The organism is Demequina flava, assembly GCF_000975035.1.
GTDB classification, from domain to species: Bacteria; Actinomycetota; Actinomycetes; order Actinomycetales; family Demequinaceae; genus Demequina; species Demequina flava.
The window spans coordinates 1,363,082-1,387,688 of record NZ_BBRA01000001.1; the positions used below are offsets into that span (position 1 = coordinate 1,363,082).

Consider the following 24,607-nt stretch of genomic DNA (forward strand, 5'->3'; position numbering starts at 1 on the left):
GAGAGCGGCCGGGAAGAAGTGTGACCCACCCCGGCGTTATCTTGGGTGGACACGCGGCCGCACTCGGCGGCCCAGGGAGGTGACCGACATGTCGTGGTGGAAGTTCTTCCAGGCGGTGCGTCGTGGCGAACACAAGGTGAGCGGCATGACGTGGTTCACGGCGATCGCGACCGTGATCTACACGATCTCGCCCATTGACCTCTTCCCAGAGTTGCTGTTCCCGATCATTGGCTTTGCCGACGACCTGGGCCTGTGGGGCGTCACCTTGATGCTGCTGAACCGCGAAAAGATGGAGTGGGAGCAGTCCTACGTGCGCGCTCCCGGCGTGGTCGACGTCGACTAACGGGAATACAAATGCGGCCCGCCGTGTCACCCTGAGCAACAGGAGGTGTCACCGATGACCGCATCGCAGACCGATTTTTCCAATCTCAAGGCAGTCTTCGTCAACTGCACGCTGAAGCCATCGCCGGAACTCAGCCACACGCAGGGCCTGATGGACAACTCGATTGCCATCATGGAGGCCCAGGGCGTGAGCGTGGACCTGATCCGCGCCGTCGACTATCAGATTGCTCCCGGCGTCTATCCGGACATGACGGAAGACGTTCCCGGTGGTAACCGCGACCGCGACGATTGGCCAGACCTCGCCAAGCGCATCCTTGACGCCGACATCCTGGTGATCGGAACGCCTATCTGGCTGGGGGAGCGGTCGTCTGTGGCGTCGCGCCTCATCGAGCGGCTGTACGGCTTAAGCGGTGAGAAGAACGACCGCGGCCAGTACCTCTACTACGGCCGCACCGCCGGAGTGATCACGACCGGTAACGAGGACGGCGCGAAGCACATCGCGATGAACACGCTGTACTCGCTTCAGCACCTTGGCTACGTTGTCCCGCCGCAGGCCGATGCCGCCTGGCTGGGCGAGATTGGTCCCGGTCCGTCCTACCTGGATGAGGACTCCGGCGGACCCGAGAGTGACTTCACGCGCCGCAACACCACCTTCATGACGTGGAACTTGATGCACACGGCCGCTTGGCTGAAGTCCGCCGGCGGGTTCCCGCAGGGCGGCAATTCAGGAGACGAGTGGGCGGACGGCAAGACCTTCGACCACCCCAACCCGGAGTATCGCTAGCGACCTGCCTGATAGAGCGCGTGTCGGGCCCCGCCAGTAGGGTGACGATATGGCTCAGTTCAACGTCGAGCGCCGGGGGGCGGTGAGGCTCGCGGGTGCGCCCGTGGATGTCACGCTGGACACTATCGGCGAGCGAGTAGGGCCTGCCATGGATCGCATTCATGCCCAGTTGACCCAGGCCGGCATCGACGTCCAGGGTGCTGGAGTGCTCCGCTACGCCGCAGTGTCACGCACGGAGCCCTTCGCGGTGGGGGTTGCGTTCGTTGTTCCGGCCGATGCCGCGGTTCCCGATCCCCTTCGCGTCACCGACACCCCGGTCGGGATGTATGCGGTGGCTCGCCAATACGGGGCGTATGCGTGGATCGGTGGGCTGACCCGCGAACTCATGGAGTGGGCCAGGAACCAGGGGCTCGACCTGGCGCGCAGCAATCATCACGGCCAGGACGTGTGGGAGTGCTGGTACGAGTCCTACACCGAGGCTCCCGTCGAGGGTCCTGAAGGTCTGGAGGGGCCGGTAGAGATCGCCATCAAGGTGGCGTGAAGCTCAGTTCCAGTCGCAGGTGCGCACTTGGTTGAGCAAGTGCGTGTGCGCTGCGACCTGGTCGGAGGCGATCGAACGCAATTCTCCGGGAGCTGCCATGCGGCTAAAGGTCAACGCCTGCGCAATCGACAGCATGAGGAGTCCTTCGAGGTGCAGCATGACGGTCGCGCCGCGCTCGCTTGCCTCGATCGCGCCCAGCGACTTGGCCACTCCGGGTGACGCCCGAGGGGTATCAACGGGCCCGTATCCGCGAGCCTCAAGCCACGTGGCCAGCGCCAAGTGCTGATGGTTGATGGACTCGGCGACAGAAGCGCACACAGCTTTCCCCGCCGGGTCGAGGTCCACGTCGCGCATGACACGCACGAGCCAGTCCAGAGTTTGCACGTGGTGCGCGACCGCATGGGATGCGTACGCGATGTCGCGGTGGCGCTGCGAGGTGCGGGCGATGGGTTGGGACTCTGCGGTCGAGAGGTACGGCATGGACATGGCTCCTCCGGGTGTGATGTAGATCACATTACGATCGAGATTCGCCTCACTTCTGTGACCACGGTCCCTTGTTGCGGGGTCTACGAGGGCGTTTCAATCTGCCCCCGCGGCTTGTGTTGCGCGATGGAGTGCGCGACTAGATTGGAGTCATGAGCGCTGTGATCGATCTGAACGCCGACCTTGGCGAGGGGTTTGGTCGCTGGGGCCTCACCGACGACGCCGGTCTGCTTGACGTCGTGACAAGCGCCAATGTTGCGTGCGGCTTCCACGCGGGTGACCCGGCGACGATGCGTCGCGTCTGTGAATGGGCCGTCGAGCGAGGCGTGACGATCGGTGCGCACGTGTCGTATCGCGACCTTGCCGGCTTCGGGCGCCGAGCCATGGACGTGCCACACGACGAGCTTGCGGCCGAGGTCGCCTACCAAATCGGTGCGCTCGAAGCGTTCGCGCGCGCGGCTGGCGGCTTAGTCGCCTACGTCAAGCCGCACGGTGCGCTGTACAACCGTGCGGTCCGCGACCCAGATCAGGCCTCGGCCATTGTCGAGGGCGTCGCGATGGCAGGGCTGCGCCCCGTTCTTGGGCTGCCGGGCTCTGAGCTCCTAGCCCGCGCCGCGGAGGCGGGGTGCACGCCCGTCACTGAGGCCTTCGCCGATCGCGCTTATTTGGCTGACGGGTCACTCGCACCGCGCTCGCGACCGGGAGCAGTATTGGAGCGGGCCGATGCCGTGGTCACCCGGGCAATCGACGTCGCCTTAGCCCGGGAGATTGCTGACATCGAAGGCGCGCCCGTCACCGTGACGGCGCAGTCGCTGTGTGTCCATGGCGATACCCCCGGTGCGGTGGAGATTGCTCGAGCGGTGCGCGCGGCGCTGGCCGATGCCCGAGTGCAGGTGAGGAGCTTCGTGTCATGAAGGCGCAGGTGAGGCCCTTGGGCTCGCGTGCCGTGATCGCAGAGGTCGACGACTCCGCGGTGGTACCCGATCTCGCGGAACGCCTACGCGATGCGCGTTCCGAAGGTGAGTTCGCCGCCGTCGAGATCGTGCCAGCGGCCCGCACAGTCATGGTCAGTGGCCTCGACCGCGCGGATCGCGAGACGGTGGCCTCCCTCGTGAGCTCGTGGGACCTGTCTGCGCATGAGGTCGCCACCGGCCCCATCGTGAACCTCGCGGTGGATTTCGACGGACCTGACCTGGCCGATGTTGCCTCGGTGTGGAACATGAGCGCTGCCGAAGCCGTCGACACGATCTCCTCCACTCATTTCGAGGTCGCGTTTTGCGGATTCGCCCCTGGATTCGCGTACCTGTCCGGGCTGGGCGAAGGCCGCGCCGTGCCTCGCCGCAGTGAGCCGCGCACCTCGGTCCCTGCTGGGTCCGTGGGGCTTGCTGGGCCGTACGCCGGCGTCTATCCGCGCTCCTCGCCCGGTGGCTGGCAGATTGTCGGAACCGTGCGGGACGCGGTGCTGTGGGATGTGGACCGCACCCCGCCCGCACTCCTCGAGCCCGGAACGCGGGTCAGGTTCGTCCCATGATCGAAGTTCTCGACCCTGGCGCTTTGCTCACCGTTCAAGACTCCGGACGGCATGGCTATGCGCACCTTGGGGTCTCGCCGTCGGGTGCGTGCGATCCGAGGGCCGCGCGCGTGGCAAACCTGCTGGTCGGCAACCGTGTGAGGGACGCAGTGCTCGAAACCACCCTCACAGGTGCCGTCCTCCGCGCCCACGAAGGCGCGGTCATCGCGGTGACGGGAGCTCAGGCGGATGTCTTCGTGGGCGACGTCCCTGCACCACGGGGCCGGCCAGTGCGACTCGGCGCGGGTCAGGTACTCGAGGTCGGCGCTGCCATCTCCGGCATGCGCAACTACATTGCGGTGCGCGGCGGCGTTGACGTGCCCGCGCACTTGGGAAGCCGGGCCACCGACACCCTTTCAGGGCTGGGTAGCGACCCCTTGCGGGCAGGCGACCGGCTCGAGATCGGTGCGTCCGCCGCAGCTGCTCAGGATCTCTTCGCGGGACCATTCGCGGAACCCGACCGCGTCCCGGGACCTCACGAACAGGTGACCCTCACGCTCGAACCCGGGCCTCGTGCCGACTGGATTCGAGATACAGGTGACCTGGAAACGCGAGTGTTCACAGCATCGGCCGACTCCAACCGCATTGGCCTGCGACTGACCGGCCCCGCACTGGCGTGGGCGCGCGAGGGAGAACTGGCGAGCGAGGGTTTGGTGGCTGGCGCGGTGCAGGTGCCGCCGGGCGGGCAGCCGGTGATTTTCCTCGCGGACCATCCCACGACAGGCGGGTATCCGGTCATGGGCGTGCTGGATGCAGCCTCGCTCTCGTTGGCCGCGCAGGTGCGGCCGGGTCAGCCAGTGGTGCTGGCCCTCGCTAGCTAGTACCCGCGCACTAGCGCGCCCCGCGGCCGCTTCGGCGCAAAAAAGTGCCGGGATCCGTATGGATCCCGGCACTTTTGTGCTCACTCTTCGTGAGGTCAGCGCTCCTCAGGCGGGAGGATGATCTCGTCGGTCGAGTGCTGCTCGTAGTCGGGCGTCTCGTCGCTAGGCGGCGTGTCATACGTGCGCAGTTTGTCGTGCTTGCGATGGCGCTCGGGATGCTTGGGGTTGTGTTCCGTGTAGCGCTGCTCAGGACCCAAATGCATCCACTTGGGCCAGCGCGTGCGCGCACCTTCGATGTCGATATCGGCGTCCGTGGATTCGAGCCCGTACTCACCGGAGATGGTGTCGCGCACCTGATCCATGAACTCGGCGCGGTTGGCCGCAAGGTAAAGCCGGTGCTCGCGCCTGAAGGCCTTCACTGTCGACAGACAGATACCGATCATCACCAGGGAGAACGGCAAGGCAGTAATGATGGCCGCGGTCTGTAGCGCAGACAATCCGCCAGACAGCAGCAGAGCGATCGCGACCAGTGCCGTGGTGCAGGCCCAGAAAATGCGGATCCACCGCTTGGGCGACTCGTCTCCACCCGTCGTGAGCATCGACAGCACCAGCGATCCGGAGTCGGAACTGGTGACGAAGAACACGGCAATCAACACGATTGCACCCAGGACAAGTGCCGTGGAGCCAGGCAGGGTCTCGAGCATGAGGAAGAGCGAACCGTTGTAATCGACCTCGCCATTGGGGCCCACGAGACCACCACCGCTGTAGAGCTCCTGATAGAGCGCGGTACCTCCCATGACGGAGAACCACAGGAACGTGATGACGGTAGGAACCAGCAGCACGCCCCACACAAATTCACGCACCGTGCGGCCCTTCGAGACGCGGGCGATGAAGACGCCGACGAACGGTGCCCAGGAGATCCACCAGCCCCAATAGAAGGTGGTCCAGGCTGCCTGCCACTGCTCGCCAGCCTCACCCTGGAAGGCCGAAACGTTAAAGCTCAGGCCCACAAACTCCTGGATGTACAGACCCATGGACTGTACGAACTCGCGCATCAGGAACTCAGTAGGACCGGCAAACAGGACGAACAGCAATAGGAACAAGGCAAGGGCCAAGTTGATGTTCGATAGCCACTTCATGCCGCGTTGCAAACCGGTCACGAGCGAGAAGATCGTGACGATCGTGATGGCGACAATGAGCCATATCTGCGTCGACGTCGAGGGCTCGGCAATGTCGACAGCTTCGAGCCCCGCGGAGATCTGCATGACTCCCAGGCCCAGCGAGGTGGCGACTCCGAAGAGGGTGCCGACCACTGCGGTGACATCGATGAGGTTGCCCCAGAACCCTTTGACTCGCTTGCCCAGCAGCGGCTCGAGTGCGTACCGAATCGACACCGGGCGGCCGCGGCGGTGGACCGCATACGCGATTCCAAGGCCAACCACGATGTAGATCGCCCACGCGTGGACGCCCCAGTGGAGGAATGTTTGAGCCATGGACTGTTGGGCCAAGTGCTCTGGAGTGCCGGTGACCCCGGGACGCGGATCCGCAAAGTGCGCGAGTGGCTCGGAGACGCCGTAGAACACCAACCCGATTCCCATGCCGGCGGCGAAAAGGAGAGCGAACCACGAGAACATCGAGAACTGCGGCTTGTCCGAGTCCTTGCCCAGCACGATGTTGCCGAAGCGGCTGAAGCCCATCACAAGAGCAAAGCCCACGAAGACCGCCGCGATGAGGACGTAGTACCAACCAAACGCGTTAATAATCGTGCTCTGGATCGCAGCAAATGCTGACTCGGCCAACTCAGGCGCGATGATCGCAAAGGCGACGAAGCTCAGGATGATGATCGCTGAGGGCCAGAAAACCCACGTGGCGAGACTCTTGCGTGACATTGGCTCACGAGATGGACTGTTCTCGGTGTGATCTACCGTCTTTTCAGACATGACCTGCGCACTCGGGGGGTTGGTCCGTGCGCTCGCCTCCTCTTAGATGCCCACGCTAGTGGACTGCGGCACTACCTGCTGATATTCGTGCCAGCATCCGGACCGAGCGCGCGCCACCGCGTGGCCAAAAACAGAACCGCAGCAAGGACCAAACCGGCAAGCAGGATCATGACAATCGTCACCACGATCGACGCATAGCCGTTTGCCGGGTCAAGGAAGAAGTACGGCACCCAGCCGTCAGTGGCTCCGCGGATCAGCGCCATCGCGATCCACGCGGCGGGGTACAGAAGCACCACCCACACCCGTGTGAAGGCAAGGCGCCGCCGCGGCCCCTCCACCAGCCAGTCAGCGGCGATGGCAACCGCGGACACCGCGTGAAGCGTGTAGTCCGCGATGGGGTTGTCGGGAGGCCCGGCTTCCGGGAACAGCAGGACCCAGTACACGATCGCCACGATCACGAGATACGTGGTCGCGGACAGCCGCAGCCACTCCACCCAGGCAGGGCGCTCGCGACCGGTGAAGCGGGCAGCAATGGCAAGCGTGGCCACGCCGATCAGATTGGTCTGGATCGTGAAGAAATTGAAGAAGTTCCACCACACGAAGTCGCCGTCGGCGAGCCCGTCTGCCATCAACCACCCGACGGCCCCCAGCATCGCGAGGGCGAGCACAATACGCGCTAAGGTCCACGTTCGGATGACGGTCACATCGGCCGAGCCTACTGGGCGCCGTCGGTGGCTGTGGGTCAGACGGTCTTAGCCCCGCTTGGTCTTGAGCGCGGTGGCGTTGAGAGTGCCGATGAGCTTGTCGAGTGCCGAGAAGGACAGCCGGCCCTCGGACACCAGCACGAGCGAGCGAATTGGCATGCCGGCCACGACTGCATCGAGCATTTCCGCCCACTCGCCGGCCTTCTCCTCGTCCATCGGCAGGGTCTTGCTCACCTGCTTCAAGAGAGCCTTGCGGACCTGGCGTCCCATGGCGGTCTGCTGCAGGTCCGTGACCGTGGAGTCGTAGTGGAAGGGGAACACCGCTGCTGGCTCGGGGATGGGGCGGCCCAGCAGTGCGGTGAACTCGGAGTCCGTGGCAATGGCCGAGGACGGTGCGGGCACCGGGGTGACGGTGTCATGGGAGGAGATCTGCACGGTCGAAGTCGCACGGATGTCCGTTGAGGACAGCCCCACGCGCACCTCGAACTCGCCTGCCTCGACAGCCCAATCGTGGGTGGCGACGTCCCACACGGCCCACGCGCGCTCGTTCAACTCGATCACGGCATCGGCCCTCTGTCCGGCTTCAAGGGTGACCTTTGCGTAGCCCTTGAGTTCCTGCTCGGGCCTGTGCAGGGTGGACTCGACGTCGTGAACGTATACCTGGACAACGGTGGAGCCGGGACGGTCGCCGGTGTTCGTGACAGGAACAGTCACGGTGCGGTCCTTGCCACGACCTGTGACCTTGGCGTCGCCGAGCTCGAAGGTCGTGTATCCCAGGCCGTAGCCGAACGCGAAGCGCGCGGGAACGCCAAAGGTGTCGTGGAAGCGGTAACCCACGTAGAGGTTCTCGCGGTACTGCACCTGGGTGTCGTGGATGCCGAAGTTGGCGTGAGCCGCGAGGTCGGTCGCCGCGACGGGGATCGACTCCGCGAGGCGTCCGCCGGGCTCAACATCGCCCACCAGGATGTCGGTGATCGCGCCACCGCCGGCCTGGCCGCCCAGGTATGCCTGGAGCAAGGCGTTGGAGGTGTCAGCCCAAGGCATCTCGACGGGTGCACCGCCCACGGAGACCACGACGACGCGGTCGTGGCGGGCGGTGAGCGCCTGCACCAGGCGGGTGTGTGCCGGCGGAATGTTCAGGTGATCGCGGTCGTAGCCCTCGGACTCGTAGGACATGGGCAGTCCCACCATGAGGACGACCGTGTCTGCGGACTCGGCTGCGGTGAGAGCCTCGGCGACCTGTGCGTCGGTGGCCTCTCCGGTCGTGGCGTCGTAGCCGGGAGCGTAGATGACCTCGCCGTCAGCGCCCAGGCGTTCAACGAGGGTGCCGCGCACGGTGTCCAGACGCGTGGGGTTCACGTTCGCGGACCCGCCGCCCTGGAAGCGGGGCTTGTCGGCGAACGCACCGATCAGCGCGACGCGACCCTTGGGGGCCAGCGGGAGGATGCCGTCGTTAGTGAGCAGCGTGGCGCCGGTGGCGGCGGCCTTGCGTGCCAACGCGTGGTGCGCGTCGTGAGCCGCGGCAACGTCGACAGACGGACGCGAGGCCCGCTCGGCTGCAACCTTGAGCGCCAAGGTGATCACGCGCGCGCAGGCAATGTCGAGGTCACCCTCGCTCAGGTCGCCCGACTCCACCGCAGCATCGGTCCGCTTGTCCCAGCTTCCGTGCGAGCCCGGCATTTCGAGGTCGAGCCCAGCGTGAACGCCGGCGGGGCGGTCGAAGGTCGCCATCCAGTCGGTCATGACGAGGCCGTCGAAGCCCCACTCGTCGCGCAGGATGTCCGTGAGGAGCTCGCGGTGCTCGCCGGCGTGGATGCCGTTGACGAGGTTGTACGCGCACATGATGGTCCACGGCTGAGCTTCCTTGACGGCGATCTCGAAGCCGGTGAGGTAGATCTCGCGCAGCGTCCGCTCGTCGACCACAGAGTCCGACGACATGCGGCGGTGCTCCTGGCTGTTGGCGGCGAAGTGCTTGAGGCATGCGCCCACGCCCTCGGACTGGATGCCGCGCACCAGCGCTGCGGCGGCCTTGCCGGACACGTAGGGGTCCTCGGAAAAGTACTCGAAGGAGCGACCGCCGGCGGGGTGGCGCTTGATGTTGAGGCCGGGGCCCAGGAGCACGCCCACCTCTTCGATGCGGCTCTCACGACCCAGTGCTGCGCCGACCTCTTCGAGCAGCGGCATGTCCCAGGTGGAGCCCAGGGCCGATGCGGTGGGGAAGCAGGTAGCGGGCACCGAATCCGCGACGCCGAGGTTGTCGGCGTCGCCAGCCTGCTTGCGAAGACCGTGCGGGCCGTCAGTGAGCATGAAGGAGGCGATGCCAGCGGAGTCGAGGGCTTCCGAGTTCCAGAAGTCCTTGCCGGAGATCAGGCGAATCTTCTCGGATCGGGGGAGGCGAGAGGTGATGTCGAGTGCCTGCTGGGTCACTCCGTGTGCGGTGTCGGTCATGGCTCCTCCTTGAGCTGTCGCACCCAGGTGGTGCGTGTGGTGTGCGTCTAGAGCACCACGATAACAACAAAACCGAACGGTTGGAAACCCAAGGGGTGAGTGGGCTGGTAACAGGCACTTCACACCAGCCCTCAGACGCGCTACGGTGAGCAAACGAACGACACGGGGTGCCCGCGAGGGCTGAGAACACACCCGATGAACCTGATCTAGCTCGTACTAGCGAAGGGATGTCACGCATGACGCGTACGCCTGCAACCTTGCCCTTGTCCTCTGACGTGCTGGAGGCGGTGCGCGACGCCGTCCCGCTCATCCAGAGCCTCACCAACGCCGTGACCGTTGAACTGGTCGCCAACACCACCCTGTCGCTGGGGGCTACTCCCGCGATGGTCGACATTGTGGGGGAGGCCGGGCCGTTTGCCTCGGTGGCCTCCGCAGTCCACATCAACATCGGCACACCCCACGCCGAGCAGCGCGAAGCAATGCTGGAGGCGGCCGATGCTGCGGTTGCCTCAGGCACTCCGTGGGTCCTGGATCCGGTGGCGGTGGGGATGCTTCCCGTCCGCACCGCGCTCGCCTCCGAGCTGCTCAAGCGGCGCCCCACCATCATTCGTGGCAACGCGTCGGAGATCATCGCGCTCGCGGGCGTCGGTGCCGGAGGGCGTGGTGTGGATTCCGAAGACGACGTCGAGGACGCCGAGGTAGCCGCGCGCGAGCTTGCCCGGATCACCGGCGGAGCCGTCGCCGTGTCTGGGCCGGTGGACCTCATCGTCGACACCGACCGCACGGTACGGATCGCCGGCGGAAGCGTCTTGCTGACTCGGATCACGGGCGGCGGGTGCGCCCTCGGTGCCGTGATGGCAGCCTGCGTGGCAGTCCACCCCGATCCCTTCGAGGCAGCAGCCGCCGCGAGCGACATTTACGGCCAGGCGGCTGAGCGAGCCGCGGCCATGGCTGCCGGACCCGGCGACTTCCGCTCCCGGTTGATGGACTCGTTGGCCGGGCTGAGCGCCGCCGAACTGCGCGCGCAGGAGAGTGCCGCGTGAGGGGCCGCGCGCCACTCGATCTGTCCGTCTACCTCGTCACTGATGCCGCGCAGTCCGCTGACTGCGGGCGAGACATCGCCACAACCGTGCGCGAGGCCGTGGCCGGGGGAGTGACGACGGTCCAGATACGCCGCAAGGAGTCTTCCGCCCGTGCGCTGCTGGGCATGACCCGCTCGATCGCGGACGTGCTCCCGCCGCATGTGGCACTCATCATGAACGACCGCGTGGATGTGGCGCTCGCGGCTCTCGAGTCCGGGATCAAGATCGACGGCGTACACCTGGGTCAGCGGGACATGCCCCTCGACATCGCGCGCAAGACCGTGGGCGAGGGCATGGTGATCGGGGTCTCCGCATCGACCGAGCAGCAGATCAGCGCCGCGTGCCTGGGTGGGGCCGACTACATCGGAATCGGTGCGCTTCGTGAGACTTCCTCCAAGGACGATGCCCCGCCACCCCTTGGCACGTCGCGGGCCTGTGCGCTCGCCAGGCATTCGTCCGTGCCGACCGTCGCGATTGGCGGCGTGCGGGGTGACGACGTCTCCGACCTGCGCCGCGGCGGCTTTGCCGGAGCGGCGGTGGTGTCGTGGATCTGTGCGGCCCCTGACCCCCGCGCCGCCGCCTCGATGCTTGTGAACGTATGGGAGGCCGCAGCATGACCGGCATCCCGCGCATCCTGTCGATTGCCGGCACCGACCCCACCGGAGGCGCTGGCGTCCAGGCGGACCTCAAGTCCATCGCGGCCCACGGCGGCTACGGCATGGCAGTGGTCACCGCCCTGGTCGCGCAGAACACCCAGGGCGTGCGCGGCGTGCACGCACCCCCGGCCGAGTTTCTCGCCGCTCAACTCGACGCCGTCAGCGACGACGTCGAGATCGATGCGGTGAAGATCGGCATGCTGTTCGACTCCGATCTCATTGCCGTGGTGCGTGCTTGGCTTGAGAAGGTCAAGCCGCCTGTCGTGGTGCTCGATCCGGTGATGGTCGCCACCAGCGGCGACAGGCTGCTGACGGCCGATGCCGAGGATGCCCTGCGCTCCCTGCTCCCCCTGGCGGACCTGGTCACCCCGAACGTGCCTGAACTGGCCGTTCTCTTGGGTGAGCCGGTGGCGCAGGATTGGGACGGTGTCTTGGGGCAAGCCTCACGGTTGGCGTGCTCGGCGGGGGTGAGCGTGCTGGCCAAGGGTGGGCACCTGGCCGGCGACGACGTACGCGATGCGCTGGTACCGCCCTGCGAACTTGAGCCAATCGAGTTCTCGAGTCCGCGGGTCGACACCGCCGCCACGCACGGCACGGGCTGCTCGCTGTCGTCCGCGATCGCCACTCTCCGCGTGCGCACGGGGCGCTGGGACACCGCTGTCGCCGAGGCAAAGGCGTGGATGACGACGTCGCTCACCCATGCATCGGCCCTCCACGTCGGCAAGGGCCATGGGCCCATCTCTCACTTTGCTGAATTGTGGGAGCGGGCCGATGCTCGGGGTACCAATGCACCCGCCATCGCGCAGTCGTGGTGGGAGGAGACCCGCGAGATTCGCGAGCAGACTGACGCGCTGGATTTTGTGCAGCAGTTGGGCTCTGGGGAGCTCGATCTGGATGCCTTTGCCTGGTACGTCGCCCAGGATGCGATCTACTTACGCGACTATTCGCGAGTCCTGTCCGCCGCCGCGGCCCTGGCCCCGACCGCTCACGAGCAGGCGTTCTGGTCGCGCGGCGCCCACACCTGCATCGCCATCGAAATCGAGCTCCATGGCAGCTACTTGCCGCCCGCGGAGCTGTTCGACGCAGACCCGTCTGACGTGACGACCGCCTACACGGACCACCTTCTCGCGGCTGCGGCGCGCGGTGACTACGCGGTGCTGTGTGCGGCGATCTTGCCCTGCTATTGGGTCTATCACGACGTTGGTACACGGCTCGCGGCGCAGCGCACCCCGGACCATCCGTTTGGGGCGTGGCTCGACACGTACTCCGATGAGACGTTCGCTGAGGCGACGGTGGAGGCTCGCCGGATCGCCTCGGAGGCGGTGGCTCGGGCCGATGCCGCGACTCAGCGGGCCGCTGCGCGTGCGTTCTGGCTGTCCACGCGGCACGAGCACGACTTCTTTGCTGCCCCGCTCGCCAAGGCGAGGTTGGCTGGTGAGGTCCCCCGAGCATCGGCCCTCACTGCGCGCTAGCAGGTCGCCAGTGCCCATTTCGTGCCCAAATGGGCACTGAGCACCTGCTGGGAGGCCGCCCAGTCAGTTGTTGGAGTCGACCGCCTTGTGCTCGCGGTGCCGTGCGGGAGGCGTAATCCCCCCCACCGCGGCGAGCACGACCACGGTCAAGATGATCGCCACGGTCGCGTTGAGCAGCGGCAGCCAGAATGCGCCGGCTGCGAAGAACACCGCGGAGGCCGCCAGCCACGTCCACGTGCCGCCCGCAATGCGCATGAGCGCGGCGCACGTCGCGGCGAAAACGGCCGCACCCGCGGAGATCAAGACCGCGGACCCGCCGGAGGGGCTCTCCTCTTCAAGGGCCACGACCGCCTGTTCAATGCCGGCGGCGACCAGGATGATGCCAATGATCAGCGGCAGGTGGAGGAACGAGTACGCATCGCGGGCAAGGTCCGGCTTGTCATCGGGTTTGGCCTCCTCGAGGGCGTCCTCAAGCGTGGGACCCACGGTCGTGAAGTAGGGCCACCACAGGGAGATGGACACCAGGACCCCGAGGAGCCCGATCGCGAGGAGCTCGGCGCTGAAGTCCATGTCCGCCGCCGTAATCCCTACCGCAAGGACTGACTCGCCAAGGGCCAAGATCACGACGAGGTCGAAGCGCTCGGCAAAGTGCGCGCCGGAATGGACCTTCCACCCCGGCCCGCGGACTGAGAGAACCCACGTCGCGATGATCTCGAGGGCGACCGTGCCGGCCCACCACCACAGGCGCTCTTCAGGGGGCACAAGGGCGCCCACAACCAAGAGGGCGGCGGCGGGGATCCAGGCGGCGGCCGACAGCACAACTTGCCGGCGAAGTTGGTCGTCGTCCTTGGCGCCGTAGTAGTACACCGCGGAGTGGACCACGCGCACGAGGGCGTACAGCACGGCGAACGCGACCGGAGCGACGCCACCAGCTTCCGCGGTCCAGATGCCCTTGATGGTGAGGGCGATGCCGAACGTAGCGACCATCGCGACAATGAAGCCGGCTAGGGGGAGGCCGCGGTCAGCGCGCATCACATTTCCGAGCCACGCCCAGGCCACCCAGACCCACCACAGGATGGCGAGCATGACCAGACCCTCGGCGGTCGCGCGCCAGGTGTGTTCCTCCGCGATCCAACTTGTCACCTGAATGAACCCGAAGACGTACACCAGGTCAAACAGCAACTCCATCGTGGTGACTTTGTGCGTGTGGTCTGTGATGTGCGCGCGCAGGCTCCACCGGGGCGTGTTCATGCGCCGATTGTCTCCCACGCGGGCGATTTACGCCGGGTTTTGTCGTGAAGTATTTACGCAACGTGGTTGTTGCTTATGATGGATGCGATGACTCCTCAGAACCGCCCTCCCCGCCCTGTCCGCACCGTCACTGTGCTGCGCACCGAGAATGTCTCGCCGCTGATGGTGCGCGTGATCTTTGCCGGCGATGCTCTCGCCGAGATCGGCGACCTCGCCTATACGGATCACTACGTGAAGCTGAAGTTCGGCGACGTGACCCGGACGTACACGATCCGTTGGTTCGACCGCGACGCACAAGAGATGGCGATCGACTTCGTCGTCCATGGCGACGAGGGCATTGCTGGGCCGTGGGCCGCGTCCGCCAAGCCTGGTGATGAGGTCTCGTTTGTGGGCCCCGGCGGCGGATGGGCGCCGTCCCCGGATGCTGATGTCCACCTGCTTGTGGGCGATGAGTCCGCCTTGCCTGCCATCGCGGCGGCGCTTGATGTGTTGCCGGCCGATGCTCGGGCTGAGGTATTCGTTGAGGTCGCCTCGGCAGCGGAGCACCAGCCGCTGGCCGGTGGGGATAACGTCGCGGTCCGGTGGATTCACCGTGACGAGCGGGCGATGGGCTACGGCGAGGCGCTGACTTACGCCGTGCAGACCGCGGACTTTCCCGCGGGCCGCGTGGAGGCGTTCGTTCACGGCAATGCCGACATGATCAAGCCGCTGCGCCACTACCTGTTCAATGAGCGGGAAGTTCCGCGCGACCAGGTGTCCATCTCGGGCTATTGGCGTACCGGGCTGAACGAAGATGGTTGGCAGTCCTCGAAGCGTGAGTTCGTGGAGCAGATGGAAGCCGAGCAGGACGGCGGCGTGCGCGTCTGAGGTTGCGCCTGAGGCGTGGCTTGGAGCCTGAGTTTCAAGGTTTGCTGAGCATGGAACATGAGGCACCCACGGACCGTTCATTGACTGTGAGCGACGTCGACATACCTTTGGATACAGTCAACGACCTCGAGCAAGCGCGCCAACTGCGGCGCGACCTCTCGCGGCTCATGATGGAGTATCAGTTTGCGGTCGACGAGGTGCTGACAAAGGTGACGATCCTCCGCGAAGAGTTCGTTCACCTACACTCATACAACCCGATCGAGCACATCAGTTCGCGGGTCAAGACCGCCAGCAGCTTGGTCGGCAAGATGGCACGCAAGAACGTGCCGCCAGATCCGCAAACGATCCGTGAGTCGATCACGGATATTGCCGGTATTCGGATCACGTGCGCCTTCATTGAAGACACCTACCGCGTGCTGGAGACCCTCATCGGCCAAGATGACGTGCGCGTGATTGAGGTGAAGGACTACATCGCAAATCCGAAACCCAACGGGTACAAGTCCATCCACGCGATCATCGAGATTCCGGTCTTTCTATCGACCGGGCCCGTACAGGTTCCCGTCGAGTTGCAGATACGCACCATCGCGATGGACTTCTGGGCTTCGCTCGAACACAAGATTTTCTACAAGTTCGACGGGGAGGTCCCCGATCACCTCGCGGAGAGTTTGTCGGACGCCGCCTCTATCGCGGAGCGCCTCGACGTACGGATGGAGGACCTGCACCGCGAAGTACACGGCACGCCCGCGGCTTCTACCGAGACACCTCACGACGGAGTCGACGACGCGGTACTCGCGCAGCTGTGGCGGCAGCTCAGCGCTGGCTCTCAGTCCAGGGGACCGCTCAGCGCCTGAGTCACATCTCTTCGTGGGTGTTGGGGTCTCCGCCGAATAGGCGGCCATCGGGCTGCGTGAGCGCGTTGATTGCACCCAGCTCGGTTCCCGTGAGCTCGAACCCGAAGACGTCGAGGTTCTCCACCTGACGCGAGGGAGTGGCCGACTTGGGCAGCGGCACATTTCCCAGCTGCACCTGCCAGCGCAGGATCACCTGCGCGGGTGTGACGCCGTGGGCCTCCGCAGCGGCCTTGACGGCAGTCTCGTCGTAGGGTGCCTGACGCTTGCCCAGCGGGCTCCACGACTGCGTCACGATTCCCATCTCCGCGTGGAACGTGCGCATTGCCGACTGATTGAAGTAGGGGTGCAGTTCAATCTGGTTGATGGCCGGGACTACTCCGGTGTCATCGGCGACGTGCTGGAGGTGCTCCTCCGTGAAGTTGGATACGCCAATGGTGCGCACAAAGTCGCGGTCGCGCGCTTCCATGAGGCCCTTCCACGCGTCGCGGTACTTGTCCGTGATGGGGTTGGGCCAATGGATGAGCACCACGTCGAGAGTCTCGAGCTGCATTTTGTCGAAGGACACTTCGATCGAGTTCACCGCCGCGTCGAAGTCGTGGTGGCGGCCCGGAAGCTTGGTCTGCACGGTGACCTCGGAACGGGGGGTGCCCGTCTCTTCAAGGAACTCCCGGATGCCCTGGCCAACTTCAAGTTCGTTGCCGTAGTTCACGGCTGAGTCGATCAGTCGGTAACCCGCGTGAAGCGCGCTCTTGACCGCGGTGACGCAGTCGTCGCCCTTCATCGGATAGGTCCCAAACCCGATCGCGGGAATTTGGTGGCCGTCGTTCAGTTCATGAGTCGGAATCTGTGCCATGCGCTCCACGCTACGCCCGATCCCGGCGCGTGTCAGGCGCTATGGCTACAGTTGATGGTGGATCAAGAAGTTCGGCCACAAGCCCTCCGGCTGGCCGGCTGGCAACCGCGTTCCGACACGGTGCCCTCGGAGGAAGATCCGCCCTGCGCGACACCCGCGTGGGGAAGGACGGAACAGAAGGAAAACATCATGTTCGATGCAACCCCACGCGCACACGACCACGTCATCGGTGCCAAGCCCAACGGAATGCCAACTGCGGTTGCCGAACTCCGCCAAGTTGTCGAAGTCGACGCCTTTGGAGGCGGTTGGCACGTCATCCAGGCGCCCTTCCGCCCGGTACTTGCGTGGCGCGCACCGCGACAGCTTGATCTCGGTGTCGGCGACGCCGTCTTTGGGCTGTGGACGGACAAGCTCTTCGCTGGCACGGTGCCGGGTACCCACGCCTGGTGCACCGATCCAACCTGCGAGGCGTCGGTGTGGCGCGTCCATGGTGCGGCCCCATGGCGTGACAGCACCTTGCCCGGACCGCACTTCGAGGTACTGCGTTCCACCGCCGTTCCCGGCGTTGATCTCGAGGTGCGTGCCGAATAGAAGTGGGCCGCGCCGCGCTTCGCGATCAGGGTCCGCGCTAGATGCGTGAAGAACCTGCGGCCACGGGAACCGGGTCTCGCGCTCCGTGCGGTGCGCGCAACACCTGATCCGTGTGACCGCAGGTTCGTCACCGAAGCCAGTTGGGTCCGGTGGGCGGATGCGAGGACGCCCACCGGTCAGCCGGCTAGGCCGGGAAGCGTTCGCTGAGGTCCGCCGACTCGGACTCGATCGTGGCGGTGTCGATGATGTCCGCCGAGGACTTGATTAGCAGGTCAGTCCACGAGTCGAGCGACTCCTGCGCGAGGCCTGACTCGAAGAGCTCGGTCTGCAGTCGCGCGACTCCGGACTCAATGAGCGCCGCGTACTCGTCGATCTCGCGGAATCGCTCGGCCAGGATGTTCGACCCCTGCATGCCGCCCGCTCCTGCAGCGCCTGCGGCAGCGTCTGTCTGGGCACCGGGGACTCGCTCGCCGGGGACAGGGAGCTCGCCGTCGGCAGTCAGGTCTGCGCCGTCGGCCGGGAGTTCGCCTGGAGCAGCGCCTTCAGGAGGTACGCCGCCGGGAAGCGCCTCAGGGTCAACGTTGCCGGGTCGTTCGCCGTCCGCCGCGGCCTGCCCGGGGCTGCCGCCGACGCGACCAGCGGGGAGTTCGCCAGCATCGGCCTCAACACCATCGGCTGTGCCCGCGCCCGGGGCGGCGCCAGGACGCTCACCGCCGATGTCACCGACACCGCCGCCTCCGCCGTCGTTGTTGACCGCGCCGAACGCCAGGTTGAGGTCCCAGTTGACGACGGTCATCTGCTCGTCGTCAATGTCCCAGTAGAGGTAGCCGTTATTGCCGGGCCCCTCGATGTCGTCGAAGTTGTCGACCGCGTCTTGGAACGCGAGGTACGTGGCGAAGGAGTCGACGTCGAGCCAGGACGGGAGTTCCGCGGCGAAGGTCTCGTCGTCGGCGTTATTGATGAAGTCAAGGAAGTCGATCAGCGCCTCGTAGTTGTCGTCGCCCCCTTCTTGGTCAAACGAGTCCACGTAGTCGGCTCCCTCCTCGCCCACGTAGTCCCAGGTCCCACCGGACTCCGCCTTCCACAGATACCCCTCGCCGAGTTCGCGCTCCATCCAGTCGTTGTTTGGGTTCTCGACCACGAGGCGCACGGATTCGTCGGAGCCGTTTGCACTGAACGTCGAGGCCACGGCTTCCTCGGCCGCCAGACCGGTCTCATCGAGAAGGTCCAGTGCGACCGCTTCGTTGAGCGATGTCTCCGAGGTATTGGACCGGATCACGAACTCTTCCGCGCCGTCGAGGTCCTGGCCGTCGACAAATTTGTCGAGGTTGATGATCCACGGCAAGTCCTGCGGGCTCTCCGCGTCTTGCTCGGTCGTCCCGCGCAGGCTCGAGTTGCCCTTGAGTTTGAAGCCAGCGTCCTCGAACGTCTCGCCGTCGATCGTGACATCCGCGGTGATCCATTCCTTGTCCCCGGTGTCGAGGTAGGTGGCGATCATGGCGTCGTACTCGTCTTGGTCGTACTCGACCGAGATTTCGTGGAGCTCGCTGGAGTCCCAAAACTCGGGGGTATCCACCGCGGAGGCCTGGGTAACCTGCACGGAGTCATCCTCGCCAGCTGCAGTGGTGGTGGCAGAGGTGGGCGTGGTGCACGCCGCCACAAACGCCAGGGACGCGGTGACGGCAGTGATCTTGAGAGTCCGGGTGATGTTCATATTTCCATCACACCGGCCGATGCTGGGACCTGGCTGGGAACAGCCGCACAGTTAGGTGCGAACGTCAGATGCGGCGACCGCGGGCAATGGCCTCGCGGATGGGCGGCACGATGATGCCGGAGTCGGCCATGAAGCGACGCGTGCGGCGACGCTCCCACAGCACGCCGACGATGCCCATGATCCAGGGGATCGCGATTGCCGCGAGGGCGATGCGATAGTCCGCGAGCGTGTAGTCCGAGGTTCCGGGCGCGACAGCCTGCAGGACGGCACCGACCAGCGCGACCGCAAGCACGGTGCCCGCGAACCCGCCGATGTTTGCGAACCCTGTCGCGGTGCCCAGCCGGCGCGGAATGCCGAAGGTGCGGGCGAAGTCCATACCCACGAGTGCCACCGGCCCGCCAAAGCCCAGGACCACAATCCAGATGAGCAACTGCCAGTACGGGCGCGGCGTCGCGGGGATCAGGATGGAGGCCCACGCCGCGATGGCGACGGCCGCGAAGGCGAGCACGAGCCAGCTGCGCCGGAGGGGATGCCGCGACGTTAACGTGCCGACGATGGGCCCGGCCGCCATGTTGGTGAGGACAAGGGCCGACAGCAGACCCGATGCCTGGGCCGCGCTCAGCCCCTGTCCCTGGATCAGGAACGGCACGCCCCACAGTAAAGCCACGGTGTTCGCGGAGAAGAGCCCTGTCCAGTGGGTCCAAAAGGCAAGGCGCACTCCGGGCGGGCGCAGAGCTTCGCGGATCGAGGGCGCCGGGGCGTTCGAATGCGGGTGGGCGACGGCGTAGTCGAGTTCGCCGGCGTGCGGCATTCGGACGCGGAAGATTGCGAGGCCGGCGGCGACGATGCCGAGGGTCGCGAGCACCGTGAACGTCGTCGACCATCCCGCCTCATGCAGGAGCCACGCGACGGGAACTGCCGTCGCGAGCTGACCGACCTGGCCCAGGACTCCCGTGGTTTGCACCATGACGGGCGCTTGGCGCGGCGGGAACCACTCGGACGCGAGCCGCGTGGCGGCGATGAAGATCGGGGCATCGCCCGCACCGATCAGGATGCGCGCGACCAGTGCCAGGGAGAGGGTGTCTGCGAAGGCCAGCATCAACTGGCCGGCGCCCATGACGAGCGAGCCAACCGCCAGCATCGTCTTGGGACCAATCCTGTCCAGCAGCACGCCCGCGGGAATCTGCAGCGACGCGTACACGCTGATCTGCACCACGGACAGCGCGGCGAGGCCCAGCGCCTCCACGCCGAAACGATCCAGCGCCTCGACACCTGCGACGCCGAGCGCGGTGCGCTGAACTACCGCAACAAAGTAAATGAACGCCGCGCACGCAAAGATCACCCAGGCCAGCGCTGGTGGGCGCGGCCGCGCGGCGACTGTGGCAGCCATACTCTCCCCGCGTGAACGTGACGTGTGTGGATGGGCGAGCCGAGCATCGGCCCTACGATTTCTCATCCTAGGTGCGAGGCACGGAGCGCGAGACCGCCCAGGTAGCCGAACTACGCGTCTCGCGAGAGGCGCGCGGCGATGGTGGCGCCCGCCGCACCTGCGAAGGCACCAACGAACGCGCCGGCGGTGTTGAGGATGACGTCGTCGATGTCTGCGACGCGCCCCATGCCGAACTGGAGGCACTCGATGATCACGGTGAACGCGAGCCCTGCGGCCGTGGCCAGGGTGAGTCGCCGCCAGAATCCGCCCGGGATCAGGCAGGCCAGAACGAGTCCTAGCGGCATGAACATTGCCACGTTGCCGACGACGTTGACCCATGAGCTTGAGCCGCGGTGAGTGAGCCCGCGCTCGATTTCTTGGAACGGCGTGAGGTTCACAAGGTGCATTCCGGTGGATCCCGGAGCGCTGGGGTTGAGGAGCGTGAGCGCCGCGATTCCACTGACGATGGTGATGAGCGCTGCCCATAATGCGTAGCGGAGCGCCTTGCCGCGGCTGTGCCCGAACGCGGCTGCAACCCCCATCGCGAGCGCGCACGCGGCGACGAGCAGGAACAGTTCCGCGCCGTTGGCGCCGATGAGGCTGCGCATGTGCTGTATTCCCCCTGGTGACTGACCCGGTGACGGAGTTAACGCGTGGGCCGATGCTGCCGTTCCGTTGGCAGGCCCGGAGCACCGGGTGTAATTCGGCCGGAGGGACGATGCCGCTGCGAGCGTGACCGTGTGAAGATCGGTGCATGACCTCCGCCGTTCCCGTCCAGCCCACGATCGCCGCCGACCTCATGCTGCTCTTGTTCAATCCGCACAAGGGCGCGATTTCCGGTGAGGGCACGCTGTACTACCCGCTGGGTGGCGCGGTGCTGGCCGAGCTCGCGCTCGACGATCACGTCGACATCGAGGACGCAGGCAAGCACCGGGCGGGCAAGGTCACGGCGACGGGAAGTGGTCCCGAGGACCCGCTGTTGCGCGAGGCATGGGACCGGATCGCGAAGAAGCCGCAGGGCGCTCAGGGTCTGCTCGCCGCGATCGGTCCTCGTTTGCGCGGGCCGGTGCTGGACCGGATCGTCTATCGCGGTGACATCGTGCGGACCAAGCGCAAGGTGCTCGGCATCTTCCCGAGCACGAAGCTCTCTGACGGTGGCACTACTCGCCGGCCGGAACTGGTCTCCCAAATGCAGGCGGTCTACCTCCATGGCGTGGATCCCGATCCCCGCACCGGAATCCTCGCCGCCCTGCTGTCGGCATCGGGTCAGCTCCACTCGCTGCACCGCGAGATCCCCTGGTCAGGTGATCTGAAAAAGCGTGGCAAGGAACTCGAAAAGGCCAGCTGGGCGGCAGAGGGCGTGAGTACCGCGATTCAAAGCGCGGCGGCGGTGGTGGCGACGAGTGTGGTGATGTCGTCCGCCGCTATCGCGACCACGACAAACTGATCGGGGTCCGGTGACGGATGGGAGCCCCGATCCGGGATAGTGTCGCCCGAATGAAGATACTTCTGATTGCGCTGCTGATCGCAGCCGTGCTGCTTGGCATCGTCGGCTTCCTGATCGAGGCGCTGCTGTGGCTGGCCCTGATCGGGATCATTCTGTTCGCGGTGACGGCGCTCTACTGGTGGTGGCGGTTCCGCTCGTCGCGATCTACCGAGGTCGACTCGGCGCGGTAGTGAAGTGGGCCCCGTGGGGCTCGAACCCACGACCTACGGATTAAAAGTCCGCTGCTCTACCAACTGAGCTAGAGGCCCTCGGCCCACTATCCTACGAGGCGCTCGCGACCCCGAGTGCCGCCAGGCCGCGCCAGGCCATGATCGTGTTGAGTTCGCGCCCCAGCGTCGCCCACCTTAGGCACTTGGCCAGGGCCACGCCTTGGGCTCGCGCAACCAACCCGTCGTCCTCGCAGCCGGTGGCGTCGACGTATGCCGCAACAGCATCGGCCACCCCGTCCGCCTCGAGCACCGTGTAGAGGAACCCCAGGTCCACGGCCCGGTCGCACGCGGCCGCCTTGCCCCAGTCGATGATCCCCGCGAAGCTCCCGTCGCGCGCCAACACATTCGAGCCGTGCAGGTCCGCATGCGACCACACCGGTGTCCCTGGCCCCGCCGCAGCCAAGGCCTCGTCCCAGATTCGCGTCACCACTCCAAGGTCGAGCCGCCCGCCCGCGTTGCCGAGCGTCGCCAGGGCGTCGTCAACATCGGCCGTCCTGTCGGTCATGGGCAGTGACTGCTCGGGGTTGTATGGCGCACCGGGTGTGGCGGGGCGGTGGATTTGGGCGATGGCGCGGCCAAGATCGGGTCCGGCCGATGCCGGCAACGGTTCGCGATCCGTCGTTCGCCCGGGCAACCACGCGACAACGCTCCACGCCCACGGATAGCCGTGTTCGGGGCGGCCCATGCGCACCACTTGCGGGTGAGGAAAGTCCCAGCCGGCGCCGTGCTCGGCAATGAGCCGGGCCTCGAGTTCGAGCGGTCCCACGGCGGCCTCGACCCGCGGCAGTCGGATCGTCAGGTCCGTCCCGAGCCGGAAGACGGCCATGTCCCAGCCGTCAAAGCGCTCACCGAGGTCGAGGTGCGCGAGGTCGGGATGCTGGGAGGCGATCAACGCCTCGGCAAGGTCGCGGGAGATCGACGAGTGCGCCGCGGGCGGGCCGGAGTCCAACACCCCAGGCGCGGCCGCATCGCTCATGCTCGCGACGCTATCAGCCCGCCGCCTGCGATCCCCACACGGAATGGCGGCCGCGCCCCGCGTGTTGACCTGCATGACGGAACCCACAGGAGGGAGCACGATCATGACCGATCATGAGACCCGCGACCAGGACAAGCCCGTCGACGTCGACAACGCCGCCGACCACCGTCCTCCCGAGCCCGGCGACCCAGGCGGTCCCGCGCCGGATGACACGACGAATCAGAATCCCGACGCTAAGCAACCCAACCCGTCTCAGATTCACAAGCAACAGCGCAGCCAGGGCATGAACCACGCCTAACTGCATAGTCCGGCCGATGCCGGGGTAACGTCCGTACGGACCTCGCCCCAGCATCGGCCGTTCTGTGTTCTTACGCGGATACGCGGCTTTCGCGCAACGCGGGGGTGAGTGCGGCATCGGCCCGCCCCTGACCTCCGGCCGTGGCGATCGCCTTGTCTCGCTTGGCGAGGGTGCTGGCGCGGACCTCCGCCACGCGTGTGACGTCAATGGTCTTGATGCCGACGTACCAAAGCGTCGCGGTTTTGAGCGTGCGGATGGCGGCGTCGCGGTACATCAGGCGGTTCCACGCGGACGGCGAGTCCATTGTCATCGTGATGCGTGCGGTGCGGCCGGTGAGGAGTTTGTCCCAGCCCTTGCCCTTGTTGCGGTAGCTGAATGACTCGCCTGCGAGGATCACGCGGTTCAGCCACTCCGCGAGCACCGCGGGGTACGTGCCCCACCACTGCGGGAAGAAGAACGCGATGTGGTCGGCCGCGCGGACGCGCTCCACATAGTCCGCGACAACGGGGGTCAGGGCGGGGTCGCCTGCGTCGCGCGGTGCCTGGAGGTCTGCGTGGGCCTCGGGGTGGCCCGGGCGGGGGTCGGTCGCGAGGTCGATGATGTCGACCGCGGCGCCGGCCTCGCGCGCTTCCTTGGCGTAGTTGGCAGCGAGGGCGTGGTTGAGGCTGCCGGGCAGTGGGTGGCCAATGACAACGAGAATGCGCGGGGCGCTCATGCGTGGTGTCCGTTCTGTCGGAGTAGGCCGACGAGAGTGTTGAGTTGGTCGTTGAGTGCGGCCAGGTCGATGCCCTGCGCGCGGGACAGCTCGACTATGCGCGCGAGCTCGGCGTCCAGCGTTTGCCCGGCGTCGGCGACGAGCGTGTGTGCCTTGTCCGTGAGTTCGAGCGCGACGCGGCGACCGGGCCCGGGTTGGGCGGTGGCCGTAATCCAACCGGCCTCGACCATGGGTGGCACGCGCTTGCTGACCGCGGCCTTCGAGACGCCCAGGCAGTCGGCGAGCCCAGTCATGTCGGTGGGTTCCACGTCTGCGAGCGTGGCCAGAAAGATGAATTGTGGTCCGGTCACGCCATACCTGTCGCGCAGGATCGCGTCTGCCGCGTGGTCGAGCTCCCACGTGAGCTCGTGGAGTGTGAAGGAAAGCTTGTCGGACATGACGTGAAGTCAACCAGTTGACTTTAGGTGGTGTCAACCCCTTGACTTTGTGGTTTCCTGCGGCTT

General features: G+C 66.1%; 27 protein-coding genes, 1 tRNA gene and 2 riboswitches. Of the genes, 15 read left to right on the forward strand and 13 right to left on the reverse strand.

Annotation, left to right across the window (positions count from 1 at the left end; translation table 11 throughout):
- The first annotated feature begins 88 nt into the window (after positions 1-88).
- Genes AOP74_RS12230 through AOP74_RS06395 form a run of 3 tightly spaced genes read left to right on the forward strand, consistent with a single transcriptional unit; the run spans position 89 to position 1,667 of the window.
- The gene (locus AOP74_RS12230) at positions 89-343 is read left to right on the forward strand and encodes a DUF1232 domain-containing protein (RefSeq protein ID WP_061961478.1); all 255 of its coding nucleotides are present in this window, start codon (positions 89-91) and stop codon (positions 341-343) included.
- Positions 344-397: 54 nt separating this feature from the next.
- Positions 398-1,126 (forward strand): flavodoxin family protein, encoded by a 729-nt coding sequence (locus AOP74_RS06390; protein ID WP_061961479.1) that lies wholly within the window; start codon positions 398-400, stop codon positions 1,124-1,126.
- A gap of 49 nt (positions 1,127-1,175) precedes the next feature.
- Complete coding sequence (locus AOP74_RS06395; RefSeq protein WP_061961480.1) at positions 1,176-1,667, forward strand: GyrI-like domain-containing protein; 492 nt, start codon at positions 1,176-1,178, stop codon at positions 1,665-1,667.
- A gap of 3 nt (positions 1,668-1,670) precedes the next feature.
- Here AOP74_RS06395 and AOP74_RS06400 read toward each other — a convergent pair whose 3' ends face one another.
- Positions 1,671-2,147 carry a hypothetical protein gene (locus AOP74_RS06400; RefSeq protein ID WP_152649198.1) on the reverse strand — a complete coding sequence of 159 codons (477 nt, stop codon included), beginning with the start codon at positions 2,145-2,147 and terminating at the stop codon, positions 1,671-1,673.
- 155 nt (positions 2,148-2,302) lie between these two features.
- Here AOP74_RS06400 and AOP74_RS06405 point away from each other — a divergent pair, with 155 nt between their 5' ends.
- Genes AOP74_RS06405 through AOP74_RS06415 form a run of 3 tightly spaced genes read left to right on the forward strand, consistent with a single transcriptional unit; the run spans position 2,303 to position 4,541 of the window.
- Positions 2,303-3,064, forward strand: coding sequence for a LamB/YcsF family protein (locus AOP74_RS06405; protein ID WP_061961482.1), 762 nt, complete (start codon positions 2,303-2,305; stop codon positions 3,062-3,064).
- The gene (locus AOP74_RS06410; RefSeq protein WP_061961483.1) at positions 3,061-3,681 is read left to right on the forward strand and encodes a 5-oxoprolinase subunit B family protein; all 621 of its coding nucleotides are present in this window, start codon (positions 3,061-3,063) and stop codon (positions 3,679-3,681) included. Before AOP74_RS06405 ends, AOP74_RS06410 begins: the two co-directional genes overlap by 4 nt.
- Positions 3,678-4,541, forward strand: a complete 864-nt coding sequence (locus AOP74_RS06415; protein ID WP_061961484.1) for a 5-oxoprolinase subunit C family protein — start codon at positions 3,678-3,680, stop codon at positions 4,539-4,541. The genes AOP74_RS06410 and AOP74_RS06415 overlap by 4 nt, the downstream gene beginning before the upstream one ends.
- A gap of 95 nt (positions 4,542-4,636) precedes the next feature.
- Here AOP74_RS06415 and AOP74_RS06420 read toward each other — a convergent pair whose 3' ends face one another.
- The 3 genes from AOP74_RS06420 to AOP74_RS06430 all read right to left on the reverse strand — a co-directional run bounded on the left by AOP74_RS06420 (position 4,637) and on the right by AOP74_RS06430 (position 9,633).
- On the reverse strand, positions 4,637-6,430 hold the full coding sequence (locus AOP74_RS06420) for a BCCT family transporter (protein WP_236683736.1): 1,794 nt from the start codon (positions 6,428-6,430) through the stop codon (positions 4,637-4,639).
- Between the two features lie 122 nt (positions 6,431-6,552).
- Positions 6,553-7,185: a Pr6Pr family membrane protein gene (locus tag AOP74_RS06425; RefSeq protein WP_152649199.1), complete on the reverse strand. Its 633-nt coding sequence runs from the start codon at positions 7,183-7,185 to the stop codon at positions 6,553-6,555.
- A 48-nt stretch (positions 7,186-7,233) separates the two neighbouring features.
- Entirely contained in the window at positions 7,234-9,633 is a 2,400-nt protein-coding gene (locus AOP74_RS06430) for a glycoside hydrolase family 3 C-terminal domain-containing protein (protein WP_061961486.1), read from the reverse strand.
- A gap of 153 nt (positions 9,634-9,786) precedes the next feature.
- A riboswitch (TPP riboswitch) is annotated at positions 9,787-9,878 on the forward strand.
- On the opposite strand from AOP74_RS06430, the gene thiM reads away from it, so the two are divergent.
- From thiM to AOP74_RS06445, 3 genes are all read left to right on the forward strand, one after another.
- A complete protein-coding gene (thiM, locus tag AOP74_RS06435; RefSeq protein WP_061961487.1) occupies positions 9,870-10,676 on the forward strand; it encodes a hydroxyethylthiazole kinase in 807 nt (268 codons plus the stop codon). It overlaps the preceding riboswitch by 9 nt.
- Positions 10,673-11,332: a thiamine phosphate synthase gene (thiE, locus tag AOP74_RS06440; protein WP_061961488.1), complete on the forward strand. Its 660-nt coding sequence runs from the start codon at positions 10,673-10,675 to the stop codon at positions 11,330-11,332. The genes thiM and thiE overlap by 4 nt, the downstream gene beginning before the upstream one ends.
- Positions 11,329-12,843: a bifunctional hydroxymethylpyrimidine kinase/phosphomethylpyrimidine kinase gene (locus AOP74_RS06445; RefSeq protein WP_236683737.1), complete on the forward strand. Its 1,515-nt coding sequence runs from the start codon at positions 11,329-11,331 to the stop codon at positions 12,841-12,843. The genes thiE and AOP74_RS06445 overlap by 4 nt, the downstream gene beginning before the upstream one ends.
- Positions 12,844-12,906: 63 nt before the next feature.
- Here the strand turns inward: AOP74_RS06445 and AOP74_RS06450 are convergent, their stop codons facing one another.
- Complete coding sequence (locus tag AOP74_RS06450; RefSeq protein WP_061961490.1) at positions 12,907-14,094, reverse strand: low temperature requirement protein A; 1,188 nt, start codon at positions 14,092-14,094, stop codon at positions 12,907-12,909.
- 87 nt (positions 14,095-14,181) lie between these two features.
- Between AOP74_RS06450 and AOP74_RS06455 the strand changes: the two genes are divergently transcribed.
- On the forward strand, positions 14,182-14,961 hold the full coding sequence (locus tag AOP74_RS06455) for a siderophore-interacting protein (protein ID WP_061961929.1): 780 nt from the start codon (positions 14,182-14,184) through the stop codon (positions 14,959-14,961).
- Between the two features lie 50 nt (positions 14,962-15,011).
- Positions 15,012-15,812, forward strand: a complete 801-nt coding sequence (locus tag AOP74_RS06460) for a GTP pyrophosphokinase (protein ID WP_082096055.1) — start codon at positions 15,012-15,014, stop codon at positions 15,810-15,812.
- Between the two features lies 1 nt (position 15,813).
- Here the strand turns inward: AOP74_RS06460 and AOP74_RS06465 are convergent, their stop codons facing one another.
- On the reverse strand, positions 15,814-16,665 hold the full coding sequence (locus AOP74_RS06465) for an aldo/keto reductase (RefSeq protein ID WP_061961491.1): 852 nt from the start codon (positions 16,663-16,665) through the stop codon (positions 15,814-15,816).
- Between the two features lie 60 nt (positions 16,666-16,725).
- Positions 16,726-16,840, forward strand: a riboswitch (SAM riboswitch).
- A 14-nt stretch (positions 16,841-16,854) separates the two neighbouring features.
- On the opposite strand from AOP74_RS06465, the gene AOP74_RS06470 reads away from it, so the two are divergent.
- On the forward strand, positions 16,855-17,256 hold the full coding sequence (locus AOP74_RS06470; RefSeq protein WP_061961492.1) for a hypothetical protein: 402 nt from the start codon (positions 16,855-16,857) through the stop codon (positions 17,254-17,256).
- 184 nt (positions 17,257-17,440) lie between these two features.
- Here the strand turns inward: AOP74_RS06470 and AOP74_RS12385 are convergent, their stop codons facing one another.
- The 3 genes from AOP74_RS12385 to AOP74_RS06485 form a co-directional block, all read right to left on the reverse strand.
- Positions 17,441-18,970, reverse strand: a complete 1,530-nt coding sequence (locus AOP74_RS12385) for a CotH kinase family protein (RefSeq protein ID WP_061961493.1) — start codon at positions 18,968-18,970, stop codon at positions 17,441-17,443.
- Positions 18,971-19,034: 64 nt separating this feature from the next.
- A complete protein-coding gene (locus tag AOP74_RS06480; RefSeq protein WP_061961494.1) occupies positions 19,035-20,360 on the reverse strand; it encodes an MFS transporter in 1,326 nt (441 codons plus the stop codon).
- A gap of 110 nt (positions 20,361-20,470) precedes the next feature.
- A complete protein-coding gene (locus tag AOP74_RS06485) occupies positions 20,471-21,007 on the reverse strand; it encodes a VanZ family protein (RefSeq protein WP_061961495.1) in 537 nt (178 codons plus the stop codon).
- Positions 21,008-21,153: 146 nt separating this feature from the next.
- On the opposite strand from AOP74_RS06485, the gene AOP74_RS06490 reads away from it, so the two are divergent.
- Entirely contained in the window at positions 21,154-21,846 is a 693-nt protein-coding gene (locus tag AOP74_RS06490; RefSeq protein WP_061961496.1) for a GOLPH3/VPS74 family protein, read from the forward strand.
- A gap of 50 nt (positions 21,847-21,896) precedes the next feature.
- A complete protein-coding gene (locus AOP74_RS06495; RefSeq protein WP_061961497.1) occupies positions 21,897-22,076 on the forward strand; it encodes a hypothetical protein in 180 nt (59 codons plus the stop codon).
- A gap of 5 nt (positions 22,077-22,081) precedes the next feature.
- On the opposite strand, the gene AOP74_RS06500 is transcribed toward AOP74_RS06495, so the two are convergent.
- Positions 22,082-22,154: transfer RNA gene (locus tag AOP74_RS06500), tRNA-Lys, on the reverse strand.
- Between the two features lie 13 nt (positions 22,155-22,167).
- Positions 22,168-23,091, reverse strand: a complete 924-nt coding sequence (locus AOP74_RS06505; RefSeq protein WP_160297465.1) for a phosphotransferase — start codon at positions 23,089-23,091, stop codon at positions 22,168-22,170.
- 103 nt (positions 23,092-23,194) lie between these two features.
- Between AOP74_RS06505 and AOP74_RS06510 the strand changes: the two genes are divergently transcribed.
- Positions 23,195-23,389, forward strand: coding sequence for a hypothetical protein (locus AOP74_RS06510; protein WP_061961499.1), 195 nt, complete (start codon positions 23,195-23,197; stop codon positions 23,387-23,389).
- 70 nt (positions 23,390-23,459) lie between these two features.
- Here the strand turns inward: AOP74_RS06510 and AOP74_RS06515 are convergent, their stop codons facing one another.
- A complete protein-coding gene (locus AOP74_RS06515) occupies positions 23,460-24,104 on the reverse strand; it encodes an NAD(P)H-dependent oxidoreductase (protein WP_061961500.1) in 645 nt (214 codons plus the stop codon).
- A complete protein-coding gene (locus AOP74_RS06520; protein ID WP_061961501.1) occupies positions 24,101-24,541 on the reverse strand; it encodes a MarR family winged helix-turn-helix transcriptional regulator in 441 nt (146 codons plus the stop codon). Before AOP74_RS06520 ends, AOP74_RS06515 begins: the two co-directional genes overlap by 4 nt.
- Between the last annotated feature and the right edge of the window lie 66 nt (positions 24,542-24,607).